This is a genomic window from Peptoniphilus hominis (ex Hitch et al. 2025) (assembly GCF_040096015.1).
GTDB lineage: Bacteria > Bacillota > Clostridia > Tissierellales > Peptoniphilaceae > Peptoniphilus_A > Peptoniphilus_A hominis.
In genome coordinates, this window is the sequence record NZ_JBBMFO010000018.1 from 19,179 (window position 1) to 42,930 (window position 23,752).

Consider the following 23,752-nt stretch of genomic DNA (forward strand, 5'->3'; position numbering starts at 1 on the left):
AAAGTTGGAAAAATTTGAAATTAGGAAGAAATATTTTTAGAAAGAGAGGAGATAGGAATGAAAAGTTTTAGGAAAGGCCAAGAGAATTTAAGGATAGAACTTACAAAAGTATAGGAAGGTGACGACATGAAAAAGAAAAATGGGATTTCAAAAATTTTGTTACTGCTTTTAATTTTATCATCCTTTATTTTTAGTGGATATAAGATTCAAAAGCCAATAAAAATTTATATTAATGGGCAACTGGTAGAGTCAGATCAACCGCCACTTATTATAGATAACAGGACCTTCGTTCCAATTAGGGTAATTGCAGAAGATCTTGGTGCAATAGTTAACTACGACAATAAAGACAGAATTGTGACAATAAAAAGAGACAAGACAAATATTTTACTTGCCATTGGCGATGATATTGCTCGAATTTCAAGTGATGTGGAGACGAGACCTGCAATCTTAGATGCGCCAGCTTTTTTGAGAGATGATAGGACCTACCTGCCACTGAGGTCTATTTCAGAATTATTTGGCATGCAGGTTGATTGGGATGGAGGTAAGAGAGCTATCTACATAAAGGAAAAATCTTATTTGCATGACTACATTAATAGAGATAATGCATTAGAAGAAGTCCTTGAAAGATTGAAGGAACTTGGAATTTTTAAAAATGAAAAAGTTTATTTTGAGGTAGATGACTATGAAATGAAACTAGATGGCGGAAGTTATGAGGGCTATTTAGTTACTCTTAGGAAGGACAACCCTATTGATGAGAATTTGACGGAAATGATGGGGCAATACTTTATCAACAAGAAGGGGACTATAATCATGGAATATGATGTGGTAAAAGATAATTTTAAGCTCTTAATTGGAGTTAATTAAAAGTTAAAGATATAAGGAGGAAATAATGGGATTTATACAAGCTTTTATGGGTTCTTTAGGTGGAACACTAGCAGATCAATGGAAGGATTTTTATGGACCAATGCCAGGAGTGCCTGCAACAGCAGCAGTCTTTCCTGGAATACCTATGGGAGTAAACAACAAGAGGGGAGCAAACTATAAGGGCAACGAAAATGTAATTACTAATGGCACAAAGGTAATCGTACCTGAAGGCACAGCCCTTATAACTATTCAAGATGGAGCAATTACAAATATTATAACTGAAGTTGGCGGATACGAATACAATACTGAGGACCCAAACTCTAAATCAATATTTGCAGGCGACGGCTTTGTGGACTCCATAGTTAAGTCTTCTTGGGAAAAGTTTAAGTTTGGGGGCATACCTGCCACTAGCCAATTGCTTTTCTATGTGAACTTAAAGGAAATTCCAAACAACAGGTTTGGCACACAGTCAGAAATTTATTGGGACGATGCCTTTTTTGGCACACAAGTTGGCGCCATAACTCGTGGTACCTACACCCTTAACATAATCGACCCTATTTTATTTATAAAAAATTTCGTGCCAGTAAAATATTTAATAGCCGATGCAGAAATTTTTGACTTATCCGACATGGACAATGACGCAGCAGAGCAACTATTTAACGAAGTTGTGGGTAGTCTTTCAGCAGCCTTTTCAAATTATACCAATGACCCAAGTAGGGGCAACCGCATGAGCAGGATCCAAGGCGATCAAATTGGCTTTGCCCAAGCTCTAGCTCAGGCAGTGGAAGAGGGCTATCAATGGAAGACTTCAAGGGGACTTCAAATTGCAAAGACTGCCATACTTGCCATTGAATATGACGAAGATACTAAGACGCTTATGTCTGATGTCAAAAAGGCAGATGCCCTTGCTGGCAGCCGTGGCAACTCCTTCTTCCAACAAGCAGCAGCAAGAGGTATGCAGTCTGCTGGTGAAAATGGCGGCGGAGCAAATATGGCATTTATGGGCATGGGCATGAATGCAGCTGGAAATATGATGGGTGGAGTAAAACAGCCAGATGCTGGAAATTCTTACCAACCAAATTTTGGGGCTGGACAAGTTAATCAAAACCAAGCTTACAACCAAGGACAGGCAAACCAAGCCTACAACCAAGGACAGGTAAACCAAGGATATAATCAAGGACAAAATCAAGCCTACAACCAAGGACAAGCTAGTCCAAGTCCAAGCCAAGACCAAGAAGACCCAACAGAAAAATTAATCAAGATGAAAAAACTTCTCGACGCAGGAGTTATCACTGAAGAAGAATTTGCCAAGATGAAGTCTGATTTGCTAGGCATATAAGAGGTGATCTTATGACAGATGACAAGTCAAGAGAAGATGTAAAAATAATAGAAGGCGAAGAAAAAGAAAAAGATGGTCAGGTGAAATGTCCAAAATGTGGCTCTACTGACATTGCCACAAACACCAAGACGGGGAAACTAAGATGTAACTTTTGCAGGCACGAATTTGAACTGGACCTTGCAGAAGAAGATGAAGATATAAGCACTTTGGAAGGAAGAAAAATTAGAGCTGGCGCCAAGGACATAGAAGAAGACAGTAAAGATATAATCACCCTAAAATGTGAATCCTGTGGCGCAGAAGTTGTCATAGATACCAGAACTTCAACTCAGGCTAGATGCCACTGGTGCCGCAATACCTTGTCTATTAACAATAAAATACCAAATGGTGCTGTGCCCGATGTAATACTTCCCTTCAAGGTATCTAAGGAAGATGCAAAAAAAGAAATTGCAGACTTTGTAAAGGCGAGAAAGTTTTTTGCTCACCCAAGCTTTACCAGAGAATTTTCCACAGAAAATATTTGCGGAGTTTACATTCCTTACATGTTAATAGATGTCAATGGCCACATGAGACTTGTTGGCGAAGGTGAAATCGAAACAGCTTGCAGGAAAGTTGGAGAAGAGGGCAAGGAGCATTACGAATACGACGCAGATGTCTATGACGTTATAAGAGATTTTGACATATTTATAGACGACCTCTCCATTGAATCATCAAGCGACAAACTAGATTACTCATCAAAAAGTAAAACCAACAACATAATAAATTCCATTATGCCCTTTGACACAGAAAATTGCGTAAACTTCAACTCAAATTATTTGACAGGCTACACATCAGAAAAGAGGGACACAAACATAGACCTTCTTCAAGAAGTAGTTCATGCACAAAGCTCTGATGTGGCAAGGCTTGAAGCCAAGAATACCATTACAGAGTATGACAGGGGAGTAAGGTGGAAGGAAGAAGATTTTGAAGTCAAGGGCGACTCATGGAAGTCAGCCTACTTGCCAGTCTGGCTCTACAGCTACATGCAAACTAAGGGCAAGAAGAACCTCCTTCACTATGTAGCAGTAAATGCCAGGACCTTGGAGACAATGGGCAGCGTTCCAATTAATTTCACCAAGCTTTATTCCGTTTCAATTTTAATAGAAATTTTTGGAGGAATATTGGCATTTATCATCACGACTTTTGCTGCCATGGAAAAATTTAATGGCACAGATTTTCAAGACTACAGAAATTATGCTTGGCTCCTCTTGCTTTCAGGCTTTGTATTTTTTGTAACCATGTACTTGCGCTACAGAAACGCCAATGCCAGACACCACTACGAGCTTGAGACTAAGCACGCAATTTCAAATCTAGTCTGTGAAGATAACTTTGTGACAAGTATTTACTCAGTGAGAAACAGCCAAATCTGGGGAGACAACACAGATGAACTAAAGGGCAACAAACTAGACCTAAGTAAGGACAAGGTGCTTAAAAAAGCAATGGATAAGGGAGTCCTAGATGAAGCCCTTGAAAATCAAAAGAAACTAGAAGAAAAAGACCAGTAAAAATTTGGGGGTGGACTATGAAAAAATCAAAAATTAAAATTCTGTCCTTACTTTTGGCATTAATTTTAATGACCATGACTTTAGGAGCTTGTGGCAATGAAACTGGTGGTGAAACTGGAGGGCCAGATGATGTTGCTGAAAAAGAATATATGAAAAAAGAAAAAATTGAAAGGGAAAAAGAAAATAGGGAAGAAAAAATTTGAGACCAAAGGATTTTTGAGCTTGCAGGCAATAAATTTGAGCTCCTAGAAAGTAACCTAATAGAAGATTCCGATGGCGACACAGACCTTGTAAACACTTGGAAATTTACAAACAACACTAAGGAAGCAACATCAGCTGCCCTAAATGTCTATATAACTTTTATGCAAAAGGACCAAGACATGGATACACCGGGCTCAATTTTCATTAAAGAAGGTTCTACAGACCAGTTGGCAGACTACTCCTTTGAAAATGTAGAGCCAGGACAAAGCAAAGTATTTTTCACTTCCTATAAGCTAAAGGACAAAGAAAGTCCAGTTACCATAAAAATATCTGACATAGATGGATCAGATGAAAGCAAAATCCAAGTGCCTCTTGCTGATATGGAAACAGTAACAGTTGACGGCTTAGATGTGCCAGAATAAAATCTAGAAATTCTATTGGCTCAAAAAACTTTTGCTTAGAAAAAAATTAAGCCTAAGAGTAGAAAATAAGGAATAAAAATATAAACTAGAGTACAAATTTTTATTTCTTCCTAACCCCTTTATTGGAAAATTTCCAGTAGAGGGGTTTTTATTGTTGGCAGGGTGGAAATATTTCAAATAGAAAGTTTTACTTTTTAATTTTTATAGGTCTTTAAAAAATTAAATTCAAAAAATGTAAAGAGAAATTTACTGATAAGATGGGAATTCAATCATTCAAATATTTTTTCGCAAGGACATTTATGATAAAATATTAGACAAGAATACTTTATCTTAATAAAGAGAAAGCAATGGAGGAAATTATGATTGAAAAAATTATTGACGACAATGAAAATATATTGTGGCGAGGAAAGCCCAATGCCTTTCTTTATATTCTAGGCAAGCCAAGCATTTATTTGATTGCATTAATTTGGGGAATCTTTGACTTCTTTTTTATTTCTAATTTTTTTAGAGAATTTACCTTTATGAATGGATTTTTTAGAGAACTTAGCTTTATGAATGGATTTTTTATAATTTTCTTTATGTTTCATCTTTTCCCTGTCTGGTTTGCAATTTTAATGCCCATTTACAGGATTTTTAATTATGGAACTATAGAATATGCAATTACAGACAAGAGAGTTTACATCAGCCAGGGCGTTTTTGGAAGAGATGTAAATAATTATGAGCACAGAGAGCTTACAAATTTGAAAGTAGATGTAAATTTTATGGAAAACATCAAGGGACTTGGCACAATTATCCTAGCTTATAAGGGCGAAGGGGGAAATTCAGCTTACAGCTTTAAGGCTGATAACAATAAATTTATTTCCATTGAAGATCCCTACGATGTTTATAAACTACTTAAAAAAGTATCCCTCGATGTTGCAACAGACCAAGCCTATCCCAATGCCTATAGACCTGAAGAAAACACTGGCTACAATACAAAATATAAAAGATAATTTAAAAAAATTGCCTCCACAGGGGGCAATTTTTTATGCCTTATTTTATTTGGTGAAGATACAAAGGACTTGGATAATATTTTGATTCTTTAAGAAGGAATAATGGCAAGGGGACTTTCCTTTTAATTAATTTTGTTTTTTTATGGGCTTAAAGGATATAAATAAAAGAGTATAGGGAAAAGAAATTATAAATGTGATAAAATGTTTTTATAAATTAGAAGGGGGATATTATGTCAGAAAATAAAAAAATCGCCATTCAAGAAACTTATGGCGAAAGATTTCAATATTGCTGGGGTTGCGGTCCTAAAAATCACGAGGGAATGCATTTAAAATCTTATCCATCAGAAGATGGAAGTGAGTGCATAACAAAGCTTACTCCTGATTCAGTTTACACTGGTGGCGTTCCAAAGAATCTTTTTGGTGGAATGATTGCCATGCTTTTCGACTGCCATGGAACTGCATCTGCTGCTTGGTTTAAACACCACGACCTAGGTCTTGACCTAACTGAAGACACAGTAATTGGTCGCTTCATAACTGCAAGACTTGAAGTTGATTTTAAAAAGCCAACTCCAATGGACACTGAAATTACAATTACTGCCACTGCTGAAGAAATTGGCGAAAGAAAAGTCATTGTAAACATGGTAATGGAAGCTGATGGTGAAGTTCGTGCCAAGGCAAAGATGGTTGCCGTTGGTGTAAAGGACAATATGTAATTTTTTAAAGAGACTTTAGAGGTCTCTTTTTTTCTATTAATTTTTATAATTTTCCCAGTAAAAATGGTAAAATAAAGAGAAAATAAATTGAAATTTTAATAGGAGTTTTTATGAGTTTAAAAAATAAAAAAATTGCATATATTTTTCTTTATCTTGCCTCCTTTGCTATAAGTTTTGGAATTTTAGTCTTAGTTAATAAAATTGAATTTATCCCAATAATAAATAATATCATCCTAGGATTTGGTTTTTTACTTTTTATTGGTCTACAAATTTTTTCACTCTACAAGTTTACGAAATTTAAAATTAATAAGCAGGGTAAAATATTTGTCTTTATTCTAATTTTAATTCTTGGGTTGATTTTTGCCTTCTATATATTTTTAGCCTCTGTATTTTCTGGAAAAGAGAATCGAAGTTTAATTTATGCTGGCGAAAAATATTATATTTTAAATGTGGGCTGGATGGATCCTCTTTATGAAGTTTACAGAAAAAATTTCATCACCATGGATAAGTTAGATGAAGAAGGGCTTGATCAGGTCTTTTCTGATTTGAGTAAAATTCATGATGAGGACCAGAGAGAAATTTTAAGGTTTTTAATTTATGGAAGAGAAGATATGAAAGAAGAAAATCATGGTGCAAAAGAAAATCATCAAGTAGAAGAAAAGCCTGAAGAAAAAAATCCAGCAGAAGATAAAAATGAATTTTTAAAAAATTTCACAGCAGAAGATGCCATAAAAATAGAAAATTCAGACTATGGACTACTTGAAGTAGACCATGCAGGAGCCAGGAGTCGCTGGTTTTTTGTAAAAATAGTGGGCGATGACATGAAATTTATTTCAGAATTAGAAGAAACAAGCCCAGGCGTCAGCGGAAGAGTTGATGATAAGGGAAATATTTATTTAAAGTTTACTGATGTAAATAAAAATGAGACCCACTATATTTCAAGGGACGGAGGCAGAACTTTTGAAAAATGAGGAGAAAATATGGAATTTATTCTTGGAATTTTGGCAATATTTTTTGCAATTAAAAATATAATAGCTTGGACTCATGGAAAGGATCCGCAAAAGTATAGATTTTTGAGCCTTACCTTTACATCTCTTACAATTTTTTCTTTTTATTATATGGGAGCGGAGTTTCTATCAAAAGGAGATATAGCGGGCGCTTTAGATGTTGTTCCTACAATATCAGAAAGTTTATTCTTTTGCACAATTGCTTCAATAATAATAAATGGAATTACGCTTTTTAAGATAAAGTAAAGTGAAAACTTTGAAAATTTTGCGGACTTTTTTATTTATTTTAAAGAGAATTTACAATATGATGATATAATGATAGGACTAAGGATTTCGGAGGCTTATTTTGAAGAAGAAAGAAATTTCCACAGCTATGTTATTTATAATTTTATTTGGCATTGTCAGTTTATTTTCCGACATGACCCATGAAGGTGCAGCTAGCATTAGGGGAGCTTACCTAAGTGTACTTGGCGCATCAGCTGGGACAATTGGTTTTATATCAGGTCTTGGCGAACTTGTGGGCTACTCCATGAGGTATGTCTTTGGGAAAATTACTGACAGGACAAAAAAATATTGGCCCATGGTAATTTTTGGCTACATTTTAGATATTTTGGCAGTGCCTGCTCTTGCCCTTGTTGGCGAAAAGGGTTGGCTTGCGGCATCCATTCTCTTGGTGGTACAAAGAATGGGCAAGGCTATAAAGAAACCTGCCAAGGACACTATTATGTCCTTTGCTGCCTCCCAAGAGGGCGTGGGCAAGTCCTTTGGCATACAAGAGATGCTAGATCAAATTGGTGCCTTTCTTGGTCCAGTTATGCTCTACTTAGTTATGTTATTTAAGACAGAGGGCAGCACCTTTGACATCTATAGAACTTGCTTTGCCTTTTTGGCTATCCCTGGTTTTATTACCATTCTTCTCTTGTTTTATACCAAGATGAAATTTCCAAACCCAGAGCACTTTGAGCCTGAGTCAAAAAAAGAAGAGGCCTTCCACATGAAGAAGTCCTTTATATATTATATTGCAGGTATTTCCTTCTTTGCCTTTGGCTTTATTGACTACTCAATAATAATTATGCACATAACGAGAAATTACACGGCTGTGGCTGGAAGCCTTCAGGAGACATCTGCTATTATAAATTCTGGCTCAATTCCACTCCTCTATGCAGGAGCCATGCTGGTGGATGCCATAGCGGCACTGGTTTTCGGCCACATTTACGACAAAAATGGAGTGAAGGCTCTTGTAATCTCCACAATAATTTCTGCTCCCTTCTCTCTATTTATCTTTGGCTTTAAGAGCCTTCCAGCACTTTACTTTGGACTTGTCCTTTGGGGCATAGGCATGGGTGCACAGGAATCAATTTTAAAGGCGGCAGTGACTTCCATGGTGCCAAAGAAAAACAGGGCAACGGGCTACGGAATTTTTGAATGTTCCTTTGGATTTTTCTGGTTCTTGGGGTCTTGGCTACTGGGAGTTATGTATAGCATCTCCCTACCAGCTACGATAAGTATTTCTATAGCTGCGCAACTTCTTGCTATTCCACTATACTTAAAGGTTGCAAGAGTAAAATAAAGGCGGTCTCCGTCTTTTTTTATTGCATAAATTTCTCAAAAAACTTTAAGGAAAATTTACAATTTTTTTACTTTTCCTTTAAAAAAAGACAATTATATTGTAAGATTAAGTTGAGTAAAAAATTGGGAGGATTTATGTCAATTAATTATTTTATCGAACTATTGGGAGGGCTTGCTCTCTTCCTCTACGGCATGGAAATGATGAGCAGCGGCCTTGAGCTAGTTGCAGGTGACAGACTACGCGTTGTAATCGAAAAAATGACATCGAGTTTTTTTAAATCAATACTCGTTGGTACTTTCGTAACTGCCATAATCCAGTCATCCTCTGCCACTACGGTAATGGTTGTGGGTTTCGTAAATGCTGGACTTATGACAATTTATCAAGCAGTTGGAATTATAATGGGGGCCAATATTGGTACAACTATCACTGGACAATTAGTTGCCCTAAATATTTCTACACTGGCTCCTATAATTGCCTTTGTGGGATTTTTGCTAAATACATTTTCTAAAAACAAAAAGAAAAGATACATTGGTCAAGCTGTAATTGGACTTGGATTTTTGTTTATGGGAATGCAATTTATGAGCGAATCCATGGAACCTCTTAGAGACTATCCTGGCTTTGTAACTCTCATGACAAAGTTTGACAACCCAATCCTTGGCGTACTTGCAGGTACAGCTATCACTGCAATACTCCAATCATCTTCTGCATCTCTTGGTATTTTGCAGGCCATTGCCAACCAAGGTGTAATGCCACTTCACTCAGCCATGTATATAATCTTTGGATTTAACATTGGAACTTGTATTACATCTGTCTTGTCATCAGTTGGTTCATCTAAGAATGCCAAAAGAACAGCCCTAGTCCACGTGCTCTTTAACATTATTGGTACTATAATATTTGTAACAGTTTCCTTTATAGTTCCAATTGATAAAATAATAATTAGTTTTTCAAGGGACTTGCCAGCGGCACAAATTGCCAACTTGCACACCCTATTTAACGTTGCAACATCAATACTTTTGTTCCCATTCTCAAGAAAGCTTGCAGATTTATCCTTCAAGATCATTCCTGGTATCGACAAGGAACAAGAAGAGATGTCTCTACAATATATCAACAAAAATATTGTCAAGGATGCACCAGCTACCTTTACTGATGTGAAGGCAGAAATTAGAAGAATGCTTGAAATAGTAAGTCAAAACTATGAAAATTCAGTTAGCCTCTTGAAAAATTTTGACGAAGAAAAATACGATGAAATATTTAGGCGTGAAGAAGTAATAAATTATTTAAACAAAGAAATTTCCGCCTTTATAATCGACTCCTTGGGGCTTGCCATGAACGAACAAACTTCTGCAAACTTTGCAGCCTACCTTAGAATTTCAAGGGACATGGAAAGAATTGGAGACCACTCCAAAAACATTGCTGAAGTTGCAAAATTAAAGGAAGACCAAAGTCTTGCCTTTACAGATAAAACCTTTGAAGAATTAAAAGAAATAAATGATGTAATTGAAAAGATGTTTTCTTCAGCCCTTGGCGAATTAGATAAGGACGAAAGAGTTGCCTTTATGAGATCCTCAAACGAATTAGTTCAAAAGGATGCTACACAATTTAGAAACAATCACATGCTTAGAATGAGAGAAAAAATCTGTGACCCTGAAAGTGGACTTCTCTACGAAAAGACACTGGCAGCCATGGAAAGAATTTCATCCTACATTTCTAATGCAGGAAAACTTGCCATATAATATTTTAAGATCTGCTCCTTGGGGCAGATTTTTTATGTCTTTTTAGGAAAGGCTTAAAAGCTTTAGATCTTGAAAATTTAGATGGCAGAAATTTTTTGAGCCTTATAGATTGCCATAAAAATTTTTTATCTCCCACAATGGGTATATGTAAGATGGAGGAAGTAATGGAAAAAAATAGAATTGCAGACTTAAATAAATATATAGAAAAAAATTATCCCAAGGCAATTTTTATGGAATCAAGTGAAATAGAAATTCCAAACTTTTTGCAGAGAGACTTTCAAGATGGAGAAAAGAACTGCACCCTTGCCAGCCTTACGAGAATTATAAATTATTATTTTAAGGACTTGGACAAGTTTAAAATTTATGGGGAAATTTTTGAAATCGCAAGGAGAAATGGATACTTCAAAGAAATTGGAACCCTACCCTTTTTTATTTCTCGTATAGCCAATACTTATTTTAAGAAAAATAAGATGAAGATAAAGGCGAGAGGCATCTACCTGGGAAATTTTTATTCTCATGTAAAAGAGGAGATAGATAAATTTCGTCCAGTCCTCATGAATCTTGCCACTGGCTACTACAAAAATCACTCCCTGGTTATTTTTGGCTACTCCCTTTATGACTACAGGGGAATGAAGATAAAAATCCTTCATGTCTATGACGGTTGGAACAAGACTCCTTCCTACATAGACTACAGCAACCTCAAAGGCTTTATGAATTTTCCAGTTTTTTCTTACAATATTTTTAACATTGACTAATTTTGTCAAATATAATAGAGTTTAGGTCTAGAGAAAAGGTGATGTTATGGAGAAATCTTATTTAAAATTTTTAGTTTCAGAACTGCTTTTTGTAAAGGAAGACACAATAATAAATTTGATACCAAAGACATACGAGAGATACGGAGAAATTTTTGGTGATCTAGAAAATTTTGTTGATAGCTTAAATTTAAATATAAGAAAAGTCAGGAGGAACATAAAATTATTGGACAAATTTTCTCCTGAAGATGCAAAAAGAAAATCTGAAGAAGAATTTGAGAGAGAGTTTAAAGAGCTTGAAGAGGAAAATAAAAATAAGTACGCAAGAGATGAGGGACCTGTAATTTCTGATGAAAAGAGAAAGGAAATCGAGGACATCTTTAGGGAAGTTATCTTTTATTACAGCCCAAGCCTAAATGATTTTCCAACTGAGGAATTTGAAAGGGCAGAGGAACTTTTTAAAAACTGCGACGAGGATGGTCTTTTAGAATTTTTAAAGAGAGATAGACCAAGAGAGCTTGACATAAGTAGTGAAAACTTGCAATACATGAGAGAGGACCTAGAAATAGAAATATCCATGATCTTTGACAGGTTTCCCCTTAACCAACTTGATATGCTTGATGACAAGGAGGCAATAGACTTTAACCTAAAGAGGCTAAAGGGAGTCTATGAAGAGTACCAAGAGATCTATGGAGGTCTTGGCGAAGAATTAAATATAAAAATTGCAGAAAAATATTTACCCCGTAATTAATACGGGGCATTTTTCTATTTTCTTGAACTTTTTAAAATTTCACGGGTAATTTTTATTGCAAGCCTTCCTGCTATAAGGCCCAGGATCAGTCCTGCGATTATATCGCTTGGATAATGCACGAAGAGATACATCCTGGAGAAGGCAATGAGTCCTGCTAAGATTAGGGCAAGGGCTCCTCTTTTTTTGTTGTAATAATAAATTACAGATGCAGCGGCAAAGGATGAGCCAGTGTGTCCCGATGGGAAGGAATATCCCATGGGCTCCCTTATTAAGATTGCCACATCATCTACTGTGAAGGGTCTCGGTCTCGCTATTATTGGCTTTAAAATCAAGAGACCAAAGACAGAAAAAATAATAAGAGCTACTGCAAGGCTAAAGCCCTCTCTCTTTAATTTGTTATTATTTTGAAAGAGCAAAAATAGAGCAGCAACAATCCAAATAAATCCTCCATTCCCAAGACTAGTTATAAAAATCATAATATAATTTAGTATTGGAGAGTGGAGACTTTGTAGCGATTCTAAAAATTTTAATTCCATTATTACTTTTTACTAAATTTATGCTTTACAAAGTTCACAAAATTCTTCATGTCCTTTTTTAGGAAGGCGTCGTTGTGGTAGACCATGTAGTAAGTTCTCTTAATAGAGAGGTCTTCTAGTCTGTGTTTAACAACGTCTTCGTCCTTAAAGGATGAAGATGCGCCAATGGAAAGAGCGTCAGAATTTTTTACAATATTTAGAACCATGTCCTTGTTTTGGCAGATGAATTTTAAATCAATTGGTATGCCTCTTTCACGAAGGAAATTTAAAAGCATTTTTTTAGAATTATCATCTAAATCGCCAAGGACAAATTTTTTGTTTCTCAAATCTTCTGCGTCAAGGACTTCCTTGTCTTTGATGTCAGAATCCTTTGAGGAAATTATAAAAATTTCATCTTCATAGAAGGACTCAGCTGAATTATCTTCAATGCCAGCATCGCCATCTATTATGGCAAGATTTATAATGCCAGAATGTAATTTTTCAATTATTTTTTCGCGTGAATCAACATATACTCTTAAGCTTACATCTTCTTTTTTCTTTTCATAATCGTTGATTATTTCAAGCAAAAATTGAGAGCTAAAGTTTGAACTCACACCAAGATTTATGTTGTGAGCAGTAGATGAACTTTGCAAAAAAACAACAGTATCTTCAAATTGTTCCAAGATATTTAGGGCATAATCATAAAGCCTTAAGCCAACATCTGTTATGTATAACTTTTTTGAAATCCTATCGAACAATTTTACATTGTACTCGTTTTCTATTTGCGAAATTGCGTGGGAGACAGTTGGCTGCGAAATTTTTAAATTTTTTGCAGCGTTAGACATATTCTTTGCCCTAACAACTTCGATAAATATTTCCAAATCCCTTATAGTCATATTAACCTCCTTAAACTTATTCTATTATTATTTTTAAGAAAAATCAAGATTTATAGTAAAAAGGTTATATTTTTATTTTTTAGTAAAGATTCTTCATTCTTGTTGATAAAGGAACTCATCAAGAATAAAAAAGATTTGTAAAAAAATAGACAAAAGCCTTAAGCTTCTGTCTATCACCATTTATTTATATCGTAGCTTTTAATATCCTTAAACCAAGCCTTATCATCAGCCAAATTTTCTTGGAAGACGCCCTCCTTTTTCATGTAGTCTATAAAAAATAAATTAAACTTTTCTGCGCCTAGAACATTTAGGTGGTGGGGATCATAAAAATCTTCCTTGGATAAATTCATCTCTTCATTAAAGTCGTTGAAGTCGATAAAGCTTTCGCCCCTAGCCTCTATTTCCTTGGCTATAACCCCTATGTTATCGCGATATAAGTCGTAATCGTAGATGGGAGTCTTGACGAAAAATAATTTCACGCCATTTCTCTCTGCCAGGTCAATTATTTCATCAAGGGCAGCCATATTAAAGGCAAAGTAAGTTTTTTCATCATAGGCATGAGCGGACTTCCTAAACTTATTTATCTCAGCTTCTTCATTATTTTTAAAGTTTTGGCTCTGACCCTTTAAGAGGACATAGCCCTTTAAGTAGTCATCATAGGAAGCCTTGTCAAAGTCGTAGTCCTCATCTTTTAACTCATCCCACCTGCTGTGGTAAGCTACAAGAGGAAGAATTGCCTGTGCCTTAAAGCCCTTGGGAACTTTTTTTGCAATCATCTCAATTTTATTTTTCGACATAGGCATGTAGTCTGAATAAGAATTTACCACGCTGGAATCTTCTGTGATCCTATAAATTGCTGATTGAATGTCCACAAAGATGACGCTTGGATTTTTTCTTTTTAAGGCATCTTTTACATAGGATGCTGTGATCCTTAGGGGCTGACTTTGTGAGGCGAGGACATAGGATTTTACGCCAGTCTTTTCATAAATCACAAGGGGCTCAAAGGAGCAGTAGGAGTGACTGGTGCCGAAAAACATGGCATTGTAGTCTTCTGTCTCATTAAAGAAGCCGCCAATTTTATTTCCCATGTCCCAAGGCTTAGCCAGGGACTTTCTCATAAAGAGATTATTTAGCTCTAGGCTACCAAAAATTATTAGGGCAATAAATATTATTGATTTTAAAATTTTTAGAAATTTTTTCATTTTATCACCTACAAAACTAGAACTGGAAGTAAATAAAGGCGGATTCAGAAAATTCTGGACCATAGACGCCGAAAATTATTATGGCAAAGATAAAGGCAAGGTAAATTATCCACCTTATTGGGAGAATTATTTTTAAAACTTTTTCGCTTAAATTTATCTTGTTGTACTTAAGCACATCAAAGATAAATAAAATGGCTATGCCAACAAGAAGGGGATAAATATTTGCTGTGCCAAATTTAGTCTTAGAAAGGTCCTCCATTAAATTTAAAGATCTTGGATTATTTAAAATTGCAAGGAGATATTCATTGCCGTGATGAATATTTTCTGCCCTAAAATAAATAAAGGCAAAGACAACAATTATAAAGGTGAGGACTCTTCTCAGGCTGTCTAATAAAATATTTCTCTTGGACTTTTTATTGATGCCCAAAATATTTTCAAGGACATTAAAGACTCCGTGGATGAGACCCCAAAGGACAAAGGAAAGTTCTGCCCCATGCCAAAGTCCACTTACGAGAAAGACCACAAGAAGGTTAAAATATTTGCGAAGGTCTCCCTTTCTGTTGCCGCCAAGGGGAATGTAGAGGTAGTCCTTAAACCAAGTGGAGAGGGAAATATGCCACCTTCTCCAAAATTCTGTTATGGATTTAGATAAAAGTGGCTCCTTAAAGTTGTCCATAAGGTCAATGCCTAAGATCTTCGCAGATCCCTTAGCCATTATGGAATAGGAGTAGAAGTCGCAATAAATTTGTAGGGTAAATAAAATCCCAGAGATGATTAAGATCTCCCTAGAAAAATTTTTGTAATTTCCAAAAACTTCATTGACGAGAATGGCTGCCCTGTCGGCAATAATTAATTTTAAAAACATTCCATAAAAAAATAGGACAAGACCCTTGACTAAGTTGTCGTAGGAAAATTTTCTAGGTTTTTTGATCTGTGGAAGTAAGTTTACACTTCTTTCAATGGGTCCTGCCACAAGTTGTGGAAAAAAGGATACAAAAAGTGCGTAGTCAATAAAATTTTCTTCTGCCCTTATGTCCTTTCTGTAGACATCAATTGTGTAGCCCAGAGCCTGGAAGGTGTAAAAGGAAATCCCAACGGGAAGAAGGACATCAAGGGCCAGGTTAAAATCTTTGCCAGAAAAATTATTTAAGAGGTCGGCAAAAAAATTAAAGTACTTAAAGACAAAGAGTATGCCCAAATTTATAAAAAAGCACAAAAAGACAGCAAGCTTCATTTTTTTAACCTGCCCTCTGTTTTTCTCAATATAAAGACCTGTCATGTAGGTAACAAATATTGAGAAGACCATGAGGAGGGTGTATTTCACATTCCAAAAGCTATAAAAAGTGAGGCTTGCCAAGAGCAAAAATATATTTTTAAGTTTTTGTGGCAATAAATTGTAAAAAATTACAACTATTGGCAAAAAAATTAAGTATTCAAGTGAATTAAAAAGCATAAAATCCTCCAATCACTTTATATTATAGCAAATGATGGAGGATTTCAATATTGGATTATTAAGGAGCAACGCTCATCTTGTACTCTCTAGGAGTTTTGCCAGTGTACTTTTTGAAGGTCATAGTAAAATGTGGTTGTGAAGAAAATCCACACTCATAACTTATGTATTCTAAAGTTTTTTTGTCCTCTAAGAGAAGTTTTTTCGCCTTGTTTGTCTTTAGGGTATTTAAATATTGGCAAAAAGTGTATCCTGTCTCTTCTTTAAAAAGTGAGCAGAGATAATTTTTTGATAGGTGAAGTTTTTCTGCAAGCTCTTCTAGGTTTAAGCCTAAAGTATATTCGCTGTTTATAATTTTTAAAGCCTTGTCAATTATTTCGTTTCTGGAAAAATCCATTTCATCGAGAAGGGAATTGGAATAAGATTCTATTAAATCCTTGGCAATATACTTGAGAGCTGACTTGTCTTCTGCCTTTTTTAATTTAAGGGTGAAGTCATCGTGTATATCTGTTAGATCCTTGTTATATGTAATTAGGAAATATGTATACAGGAAGGTGTTTAGGTCATCAATTTGCTTTTTCATCTCATCAAGGCTCTTGCTAAGTGAATTTTTTGAAATATTTTCAAAAATCTCGTGAGCACAATTTATGCATTCGGGCTTTGCCTTTTCGGCAATAGTAAGATAATTTGTCATAAGTCCTCCTTTATTATTTAATTTTATTTTATGTGTAATTATTAAAATTTTGATAAGTATTATCTTTAACCCAATTATAAGACAAATGATATTAAATATCAACAAATAAATTCTATAAATTTTTAAAAAATTTTGTCTGTGAAATTTTTTGCATTTTGACACTTTTTGTTGTAAGATATTGTCCTTGCGAAAAATCACAAAAAATATTGGCGAGAAAAATTTTCTGTGAGATACTTTGAGAGATGAATAATTTTAAAATTTTTTTAAAAAAATTTCTTGGCGAAAAAAATTTTAAATTAAAAATGAAAAGAAAGAAGTCAAATATAATTTTTAAAATTTTTATAATGTGGTGTCAATTTTTACTAAATAGCATATAATAAGAGCAGGGAGGGATTACTGTGACAATTTCAAGAGACAAAATGATTGAACTAGAGAAGAGAACAATAGAAGAATTTAAAATTGATTCTCTTATTTTAATGGAAAACGCAGGAATGGGAATTTTCCGCGAAATTAATCAGTACGATTCCTTTACGATAATTTGCGGTAAGGGAAATAACGGTGGCGATGGACTTGTCATCGCAAGACATTTGATTCTCAGTGGAAAAATCGTGGAAGTCTTTGTTGTTGGCGACAAGGAGAGCGAAGAATTTTCCAAAAACTTAGAAATAATAAAAAAACTTACAGATGTAAAATATATAGAAGATGATAATTTTGACGAACTAATTGAATCCATTGAAGTAAATGAAATTACTGTAGACGCAATTTTCGGCACAGGACTCAATAGGAAGTTAAATAAATTTTACAGGTCTTTAATTGATGCCATAAATATTCACGGCAATTATATAATTGCTGTGGACATACCTTCTGGCATGGATGCAGACACAGGCGAAGAATATGGCAACTGTGTGGCTTGTAATGTTACCTACGCAATATCCGATATAAAAAAGGGTGAGCTTTTGAATAGCAATGTGGGAGAGCTTAAGAAAATATATATTGGGATTGTGAGGTACAAGGATGAGTAAAAAAATTAGCAGAAATATAAATTTGACAGAAGGCTCAATAGTTGAAGGTCTAATAAAATTTGCAATACCACTACTTCTCACAAATTTTTTGCAACAGCTATACAACACTGCCGACCTTATGATAGTTGGTAGGTTCGCTGGCAAAAATCCCATGGCAGCAGTTGGTGCAACGGGACCTGTTTCCAACTTACTAATTGGACTTTTCTTGGGCCTTACCACTGGTGCATCTGTGGTCATCTCCCTATACTATGGGTCAAATGACAGAGAGGCTTTAAAAAAATCTGTAGGTGTTTCCTACTTTCTTGGTCTGGCATCAGGGCTCTTTATAACAATTTTTGGTTATCTAACGACACCCTTCTTTTTAAGAATAATGGACACGCCTCCAGAAATTCTTAATGATGCCACAATTTATATGCGAGTTTTCTTTATGGGCACTGTTCCAATTTTAATTTACAACATGGGGGCATCTATCCTAAGGGCGACTGGAGACTCTAAGAGACCCTTTAACTTCTTGTGTGTGTCAGCTATAGTAAATATTGTCCTTGACCTTATCTTAGTAGGCTGGCTTCATATGTCAGTCTTGGGAGCAGGCATAGCTACTCTTGCATCACAAGTTGTATCAGCCATCCTAGTTACTTATTCACTACTAAAGACAGACGGGTCTTATAAGCTTAGAAAAGAAGAAATAAAACTTCACAAGCATGAAGCCAAGAGAATTTTTGATGTGGGCATACCTACGGGAGTGCAGACAGCACTCTTGTCTTTTACAAATGTAATTTTCCAGGCAAAGATCAACTACTTTGGTGCCGATGCCATTGCAGGTGTTGCAGCTGAAGGAAGGATCGACGGATTTTTATTTATGTCCCTTCAAGCCATAGCCCTTGCGGCAACAACTTTCTCAGGACAAAATTTTGGGGCACAAAAATTCGATAGACTAAGAGAAGGCTTGAAAGTTTCCCTTTTAATAGTCTTTGGAATCTCTGCTGTCCTATCGGTAATTGCCTTTACACTGGCAGAACCACTTATTGCAATATTTAATCCAGACCCAGATGTAGTAGCCTATGGTGCCGATTTCTTGAAGATAATAAGTCTTGGCATTTGGTTCTTTGGACTCTCAGAAACCATTTCTGGCTTCATAAGAGGAAGCGGACATGCCATGGGTCCAATGATCATTTCCCTGCTTACAATTTGCATTTTGAGGCTGGTAGTAGTTTACTTTGCAATGCCAATATTTAATTCCATAAGAGTAATTAGTATAATCTATCCAGTGTCTTACTTTGCAAATTTCTTATTGATGGCAATTTATTACAAGTTTGGCAAGTGGAGAAAAAATATAGATATGTAAAATTTGGCACCACAGGTGCCTTTTTTATTGCAATAAAATAAAGTTTTATTGTAAACTATACTTAATATATAAAAAGCAGTGATGATATGAAAAAGAAAAGCATTTTTTTAATATTAATTTTACTTGGAGGATTTTTTTGGAGCCTGACAAGCTTTAGACGCTATCCCAAAAAAATCGTGGCAGAAGTTCTCTACACCATTGACGACAGAATTTTTGCCTTTGCCGATGATTACATAGAAGACTTTGGTCTGTCAGATATTTTCGAAAAGGTGAAGACCAGCGGAGACTATGGCATAAGGTTAAGCAGCCAAGGCATAAGTGGCGACAAATTAAATATTATAAACTTTCAAAGCGCAAGTAATAAGTCCAGATATTTTATGAAGAGGAGAGAAAAAGACAATAATATAGAGACAGTTGGCGAAAAAATTGTAAATAGTGATGTCTATCTTTATAGAGAAGACTTGTCCCACTTGCCCCTATACATTGACAGGAACACTATGGTGAATCTCTCTCGCGACTCCCATGTCCTAAGTGATTTGGGCTACGACATAGAAAACAAAAAATTATTTCTCCCACCAGTTTCCTTCTCTGAAAAAAATTCAGAGCTAAAAAAATATTGTAAAAAAGAGTGGACGGAAATAATAAGGACAACTCATGTGAAAAATATTTCTGACAATAAATTTGAAATCAAGGTGAAGTCCAAGGACCTGGAAAAACTTATGAATAAGGTGGAAGAATTTTATAGAGAAGAAAATTATTTTCCCTACACTTATATAAGCAAAATTCTGGAAAAAGAATTTAAAAATATTTCAGGTGACCTAAAAAATAGAGATGACATAGTATTTTACATGGACACTGATGAGGATTTAAACCTCTTAAAACTTCAGTCAGCTGACAAAAAGTACAGCCTAAAAATTAAGGAGGACTTTGAATTAAAGGTGCCCCACAGGCATATTTATATTGAGCATGAAGAAAATGAAAGCCTAAAAACTATTAAGGGCAAGATTGACGACAGGAACTTCAGGATGAGCTACTATCCCAAAAATAATAAGCTCATCTATCACGACGAGCTAACTCACATAAACGCCCGCTTCTATAATCTCATCAAGTCCAAAAAATTTAAGGTCATAGCTGACATAGATGGCAGCAAGATAAAAAAAGTCAACTTCAATTTTTATACAGTCCCAAATAAAATAGAAAAAGAAAAAAATTATATAGAAATTTTAAAATTAAGTGAAGAAGATTGGAATAATTTAATAAAAGGAGCAAGGAATGAAAGATGATTTTAACCAAAAAAGCAAATTAATATTTAGAATATTAATTGACTCCCTAATTGTAGGGATCTTCGCAGGACTCTTTTCAGTTCTCTACAGGTTTGTAATAATGAAGATGGATTCTTACAGAAAATTTTTATACAGCGAATTTAGTATAAAGTCCCTTTTAATTTTACTTGTCCTTGCAATAATAATATCTTTTATAATTTATAGGCTCTTAAAATGGGCGCCCCTATCAGGCGGCAGTGGAATACCACAAATTCGTGGCGAAATCCTTGGCAAATTCAATATGGATGAAGTCCCAACCTTGGTGTCAAAAATAGTGGGTGGCGGACTGGGTAACCTCATGGGATTTTCCCTTGGAAGAGAAGGTCCATCAATACAAATGGGTGGCGCAGCAGCAAAATTTATAGGCAAGACCTTGAAAAGGCCTCCCGACGAAATAAAATACATGATAACAGCAGGAGCAGCAGCAGGACTTGCCGCAGCCTTTAACGCGCCAATGGCAGGTTGCATCTTTGCCATAGAAGAACTCCACAAAACCTATTCAAAGTATGTCCTCTTGCCAGCCCTTATAGCATCAATAACAGCCAACTATGTGTCCTTTGTCATAATGGGGGCGGAAACATCTTTCTCCTTCTTCGTGACAGAGTCCCTACCCATGAATTTAATTTGGCTGGCAATACTAATTGGCATTCTCACAGGTTTAGTTGGAGGACTATATAACTTACTAATAACAAAATTTCAAGACCTCTTCAAAAAAATAGATTCAAAAATTTTAAAGTACGCCCTACTTATGGGCGTGACAATAATAATTGGCTTTAGCTTTTTTGAAGGAACAGGCGGCGGACATGGACTGCTAGAAAAAATGGCAAAGGAAGAATTTGCAGTAAAGTACATTTTGGCAATCCTTCTTGTGAAATTATTTTACACAACATTTTGCTATGGCTCAGGAGTCCAAGGCGGAATCTTTTTGCCAGTCCTAGTCATAGGTGGGTCATGCGGGACATTAATATTTGCCCTACTTGGAAAGAAGCTTGACCTAGATCCATATTATGTCAACTTCATAATTCTCGGCATGAGTGGCATCCTTGCATCAGTAGTGAGAAGTCCAATTCTTTCAGTGATCTTAGTAACAGAGATGACCAAGACCTTTGATCACTTAATTGCCCTATCCATAGTAGTCGTCGTCTCCTATTATGTGGCAGAAATCTTAAAAGTTGCCCCAATTTATGACACCCTTTTCGAGAGACAACTAAGGGACAAAAACCTACTCAGTCCAAAAGAAAGAGAACTTGGCGACTATTCAGTCTTTGAGTACACAATCACTGGCGACTTAAAAATAATAGGGAAGAGCCTGAGAGAAATAAATTTCCCAAGGCACCTAATAATAATGTCAATAGAAAGAGAAGGAACAGAAATCGTCCCAACAGCAGACGACTTGATCCTTTTAGGTGACAAAATTACAGTCCTAATAAAGGCAGCAGACGCCCTAGAGATAGACAAATTTTTAAAAAACGAATAAATTATATGCCAGGGCTTAAGCTCTGGTATTTTTTTGTGTTTTTATATTTTTTTGCATAGAAAAAGTGCAAGTTTTTCTTGCACTCTGTAAATTTTTTATTTAATTTTATAGACTTTCTAAATATTTTTTTACTTGGGGACCTACAAAGGCTCTTTCCTCTGTCAAAAGGATTGGTCTTTTTACTAGCATGCCGTCAGTGGAGAGAAGCTCAAAAATTTCTTCTTCTGTCATTTCATTTTTTTTGTCCTTTAGTCCAAGCTCTCTATACCTCACGCCAGATGTGTTAAAGAGTTTAAAGATGTCAACTTCTGCCAAGTCCTTTATTTTTTTAAGCTCATCAACAGACAAGAGGTCCTTGTCGATTTCCCTGTAGTCGTAGGAAATATTTTTTTCTTCCAATAATTTTTCTATATTTTTGCAAGTGCTACATCTTTTGTAGCCGATCAATGTGTTCATTTTCAGCCTCCTTTTAGTAATTTCATTATACTACAAAAAAATAAAAAAATTTTTAAAAATTTTTGCAAAAAGTGTTTACATTTTAATTTAGTGTGGTATAATGATAGTACCAAATAAGATTAACTTATTGAAGTGAATAGAATTATTGTGAAGTTTCTTATTTGGCGAAACATGACAATTCCATCCAAGATCAGTAAAAATGTTTTTGATTTTTATTAATTTTACAAGTTTTGACTTAAAATGCCAAGACTTTTATATAAATCGAATAGTTTTTTATGGACGATAAAGAATTTTTAATAGTATAACTTTTAAAATAATTGATGGTAAATAGTTTGTTTAGATATTACTCTTAGTTTTTATATAAAGTGGTACGCAGACTTAGAGTTGGGAATGCGAGAAATATTTATTTTATATAAGGCTTTGGTAAAATAAGAATAAAGGTGATAGTAGTGATTGAACCAAAAAGTTTAAGTTGGATGGAATTGGATATTTAAAAAGAATGTCATTTATTTAGAAAATAAAGGCATTCTTTTTTTATGTTCTTTTTAAGTTATTAGTTGGAAAATAAATTGCGACACAAAAAAATTTTGCCACATAAATAAATTATATTTTTTTAAATACAATTCATAAGATAAAATTTCACAAGTCCAAGAAAATTTGTATTTACATAAAAATCTGCAAGAAGCCACAAAAAAATCGCCACGACAAATGTGGTGACCCCATAAAGTTGGACCTAATACCAGGACTGGTAGTTTGCTAGTTCTGGTATTATTTTATTACTTTCCACCCCTAGGGGTGGAATTTTTATGCTGCATTCTTTTCTCTATATTCTATTGGACTTAAATATCCTAATTTCTCTTTTATTCTATATTTATTGTAATATTCCATATATTCTTCTATTGTTTCTTTTAATTCTTCATATGAATAGAATTTTTTGCCATAGTATATTTCTTGTTTTAGTATTCCAAAGAAGTTTTCCATTGGGGAGTTATCTAGACAATTGCCTTTTCTTGACATTGATTGGGTTATTCCTTTGGCTTCAAGTTTTGATGTATATTGTTTTACTTGATAAGCCCAGCCTTGGTCTGAATGAAAGACTCTTTCTTCTTTATTTATATTTGTTATTTTTATTGCTTTTTCTAAGGCTTTTAGTATTGGTTCTAGTGTTGGTTGTTTTGATATTTCGTAACTTATGATTTCACTGTTATACATATCTAAATATGGGTTTAGGTAAAGTTTTTTTACTTGATAGTTTCCATTTTTATCTTTTTCTAGGTATTTAAATTCTGTTGTATCTGTTGTTATACATGTGTAGGCTTTTTCTACTTTAAAGTTTCTATTTATTTCATTATCTGCTACTTTTCCTATTGTTCCTTTGTATGAGGAATATTTTCTTGTTTTCTTTGAGAAACTTGTTACTTGAAGTTTTAGTTTTTGTACTAGTCTTTGTACTTTCTTCTTGTTTATTACATAGCCTAATCTTTTTAG

General features: G+C 34.9%; 24 protein-coding genes. 17 read left to right on the forward strand and 7 right to left on the reverse strand.

What is annotated here, in order from left to right; translation table 11 throughout:
- Nucleotides 1-126: 126 nt before the first annotated feature.
- The 13 genes from WMO19_RS06360 (at nt 127) to WMO19_RS06420 (ending at nt 11,885) form a co-directional block, all read left to right on the forward strand.
- Nucleotides 127-864, forward strand: a complete 738-nt coding sequence (locus tag WMO19_RS06360; protein ID WP_349170826.1) for a copper amine oxidase N-terminal domain-containing protein — start codon at nt 127-129, stop codon at nt 862-864.
- A 25-nt stretch (nt 865-889) separates the two neighbouring features.
- Nucleotides 890-2,203: an SPFH domain-containing protein gene (locus tag WMO19_RS06365; RefSeq protein ID WP_349170827.1), complete on the forward strand. Its 1,314-nt coding sequence runs from the start codon at nt 890-892 to the stop codon at nt 2,201-2,203.
- Between the two features lie 11 nt (nt 2,204-2,214).
- The gene (locus WMO19_RS06370; protein ID WP_349170829.1) at nt 2,215-3,744 is read left to right on the forward strand and encodes a TFIIB-type zinc ribbon-containing protein; all 1,530 of its coding nucleotides are present in this window, start codon (nt 2,215-2,217) and stop codon (nt 3,742-3,744) included.
- A gap of 17 nt (nt 3,745-3,761) precedes the next feature.
- A complete protein-coding gene (locus tag WMO19_RS06375) occupies nt 3,762-3,947 on the forward strand; it encodes a hypothetical protein (RefSeq protein ID WP_349170831.1) in 186 nt (61 codons plus the stop codon).
- Nucleotides 3,948-3,956: 9 nt separating this feature from the next.
- On the forward strand, nt 3,957-4,367 hold the full coding sequence (locus WMO19_RS06380) for a DUF5067 domain-containing protein (RefSeq protein WP_349170858.1): 411 nt from the start codon (nt 3,957-3,959) through the stop codon (nt 4,365-4,367).
- A gap of 359 nt (nt 4,368-4,726) precedes the next feature.
- Complete coding sequence (locus tag WMO19_RS06385) at nt 4,727-5,359, forward strand: PH domain-containing protein (RefSeq protein WP_349170832.1); 633 nt, start codon at nt 4,727-4,729, stop codon at nt 5,357-5,359.
- A gap of 230 nt (nt 5,360-5,589) precedes the next feature.
- Complete coding sequence (locus tag WMO19_RS06390; protein ID WP_332086933.1) at nt 5,590-6,072, forward strand: acyl-CoA thioesterase; 483 nt, start codon at nt 5,590-5,592, stop codon at nt 6,070-6,072.
- Between the two features lie 110 nt (nt 6,073-6,182).
- Nucleotides 6,183-7,043 (forward strand): hypothetical protein, encoded by an 861-nt coding sequence (locus WMO19_RS06395; RefSeq protein WP_349170835.1) that lies wholly within the window; start codon nt 6,183-6,185, stop codon nt 7,041-7,043.
- A 9-nt stretch (nt 7,044-7,052) separates the two neighbouring features.
- A complete protein-coding gene (locus tag WMO19_RS06400) occupies nt 7,053-7,325 on the forward strand; it encodes a hypothetical protein (RefSeq protein WP_349170837.1) in 273 nt (90 codons plus the stop codon).
- A 100-nt stretch (nt 7,326-7,425) separates the two neighbouring features.
- Nucleotides 7,426-8,649, forward strand: coding sequence for an MFS transporter (locus WMO19_RS06405; protein ID WP_349170839.1), 1,224 nt, complete (start codon nt 7,426-7,428; stop codon nt 8,647-8,649).
- Nucleotides 8,650-8,783: 134 nt separating this feature from the next.
- Entirely contained in the window at nt 8,784-10,382 is a 1,599-nt protein-coding gene (locus WMO19_RS06410; protein WP_349170840.1) for a Na/Pi cotransporter family protein, read from the forward strand.
- Nucleotides 10,383-10,546: 164 nt separating this feature from the next.
- Nucleotides 10,547-11,137 (forward strand): C39 family peptidase, encoded by a 591-nt coding sequence (locus WMO19_RS06415; protein WP_349170842.1) that lies wholly within the window; start codon nt 10,547-10,549, stop codon nt 11,135-11,137.
- Nucleotides 11,138-11,183: 46 nt separating this feature from the next.
- Nucleotides 11,184-11,885 (forward strand): hypothetical protein, encoded by a 702-nt coding sequence (locus tag WMO19_RS06420; RefSeq protein WP_311565703.1) that lies wholly within the window; start codon nt 11,184-11,186, stop codon nt 11,883-11,885.
- A gap of 14 nt (nt 11,886-11,899) precedes the next feature.
- Here WMO19_RS06420 and WMO19_RS06425 read toward each other — a convergent pair whose 3' ends face one another.
- The 5 genes from WMO19_RS06425 to WMO19_RS06445 all read right to left on the reverse strand — a co-directional run bounded on the left by WMO19_RS06425 (nt 11,900) and on the right by WMO19_RS06445 (nt 16,642).
- Nucleotides 11,900-12,361 carry a phosphatase PAP2 family protein gene (locus WMO19_RS06425; RefSeq protein WP_349170843.1) on the reverse strand — a complete coding sequence of 154 codons (462 nt, stop codon included), beginning with the start codon at nt 12,359-12,361 and terminating at the stop codon, nt 11,900-11,902.
- Between the two features lie 62 nt (nt 12,362-12,423).
- Nucleotides 12,424-13,296, reverse strand: coding sequence for a LysR family transcriptional regulator (locus WMO19_RS06430; protein ID WP_349170845.1), 873 nt, complete (start codon nt 13,294-13,296; stop codon nt 12,424-12,426).
- Between the two features lie 173 nt (nt 13,297-13,469).
- Nucleotides 13,470-14,498 (reverse strand): hypothetical protein, encoded by a 1,029-nt coding sequence (locus WMO19_RS06435; protein ID WP_349170846.1) that lies wholly within the window; start codon nt 14,496-14,498, stop codon nt 13,470-13,472.
- A 16-nt stretch (nt 14,499-14,514) separates the two neighbouring features.
- Complete coding sequence (locus tag WMO19_RS06440; protein WP_349170848.1) at nt 14,515-15,951, reverse strand: MBOAT family O-acyltransferase; 1,437 nt, start codon at nt 15,949-15,951, stop codon at nt 14,515-14,517.
- A 58-nt stretch (nt 15,952-16,009) separates the two neighbouring features.
- Nucleotides 16,010-16,642, reverse strand: a complete 633-nt coding sequence (locus WMO19_RS06445) for a helix-turn-helix domain-containing protein (protein WP_019125041.1) — start codon at nt 16,640-16,642, stop codon at nt 16,010-16,012.
- Nucleotides 16,643-17,040: 398 nt separating this feature from the next.
- Here WMO19_RS06445 and WMO19_RS06450 point away from each other — a divergent pair, with 398 nt between their 5' ends.
- The 4 genes from WMO19_RS06450 (at nt 17,041) to WMO19_RS06465 (ending at nt 21,808) form a co-directional block, all read left to right on the forward strand.
- Entirely contained in the window at nt 17,041-17,664 is a 624-nt protein-coding gene (locus WMO19_RS06450) for an NAD(P)H-hydrate epimerase (protein WP_316719396.1), read from the forward strand.
- Nucleotides 17,657-19,009, forward strand: coding sequence for an MATE family efflux transporter (locus tag WMO19_RS06455; RefSeq protein ID WP_019125039.1), 1,353 nt, complete (start codon nt 17,657-17,659; stop codon nt 19,007-19,009). The genes WMO19_RS06450 and WMO19_RS06455 overlap by 8 nt, the downstream gene beginning before the upstream one ends.
- An 86-nt stretch (nt 19,010-19,095) precedes the next feature.
- A complete protein-coding gene (locus WMO19_RS06460) occupies nt 19,096-20,292 on the forward strand; it encodes a hypothetical protein (protein ID WP_349170850.1) in 1,197 nt (398 codons plus the stop codon).
- Nucleotides 20,282-21,808, forward strand: a complete 1,527-nt coding sequence (locus WMO19_RS06465; RefSeq protein ID WP_349170852.1) for a ClC family H(+)/Cl(-) exchange transporter — start codon at nt 20,282-20,284, stop codon at nt 21,806-21,808. Before WMO19_RS06460 ends, WMO19_RS06465 begins: the two co-directional genes overlap by 11 nt.
- Before the next feature lie 105 nt (nt 21,809-21,913).
- Here WMO19_RS06465 and WMO19_RS06470 read toward each other — a convergent pair whose 3' ends face one another.
- Nucleotides 21,914-22,264 carry a Spx/MgsR family RNA polymerase-binding regulatory protein gene (locus WMO19_RS06470; protein WP_349170853.1) on the reverse strand — a complete coding sequence of 117 codons (351 nt, stop codon included), beginning with the start codon at nt 22,262-22,264 and terminating at the stop codon, nt 21,914-21,916.
- 804 nt (nt 22,265-23,068) lie between these two features.
- Nucleotides 23,069-23,752: IS3 family transposase (locus tag WMO19_RS06475; RefSeq protein WP_349170855.1), on the reverse strand; the 684-nt coding region annotated here is incomplete at its 5' end.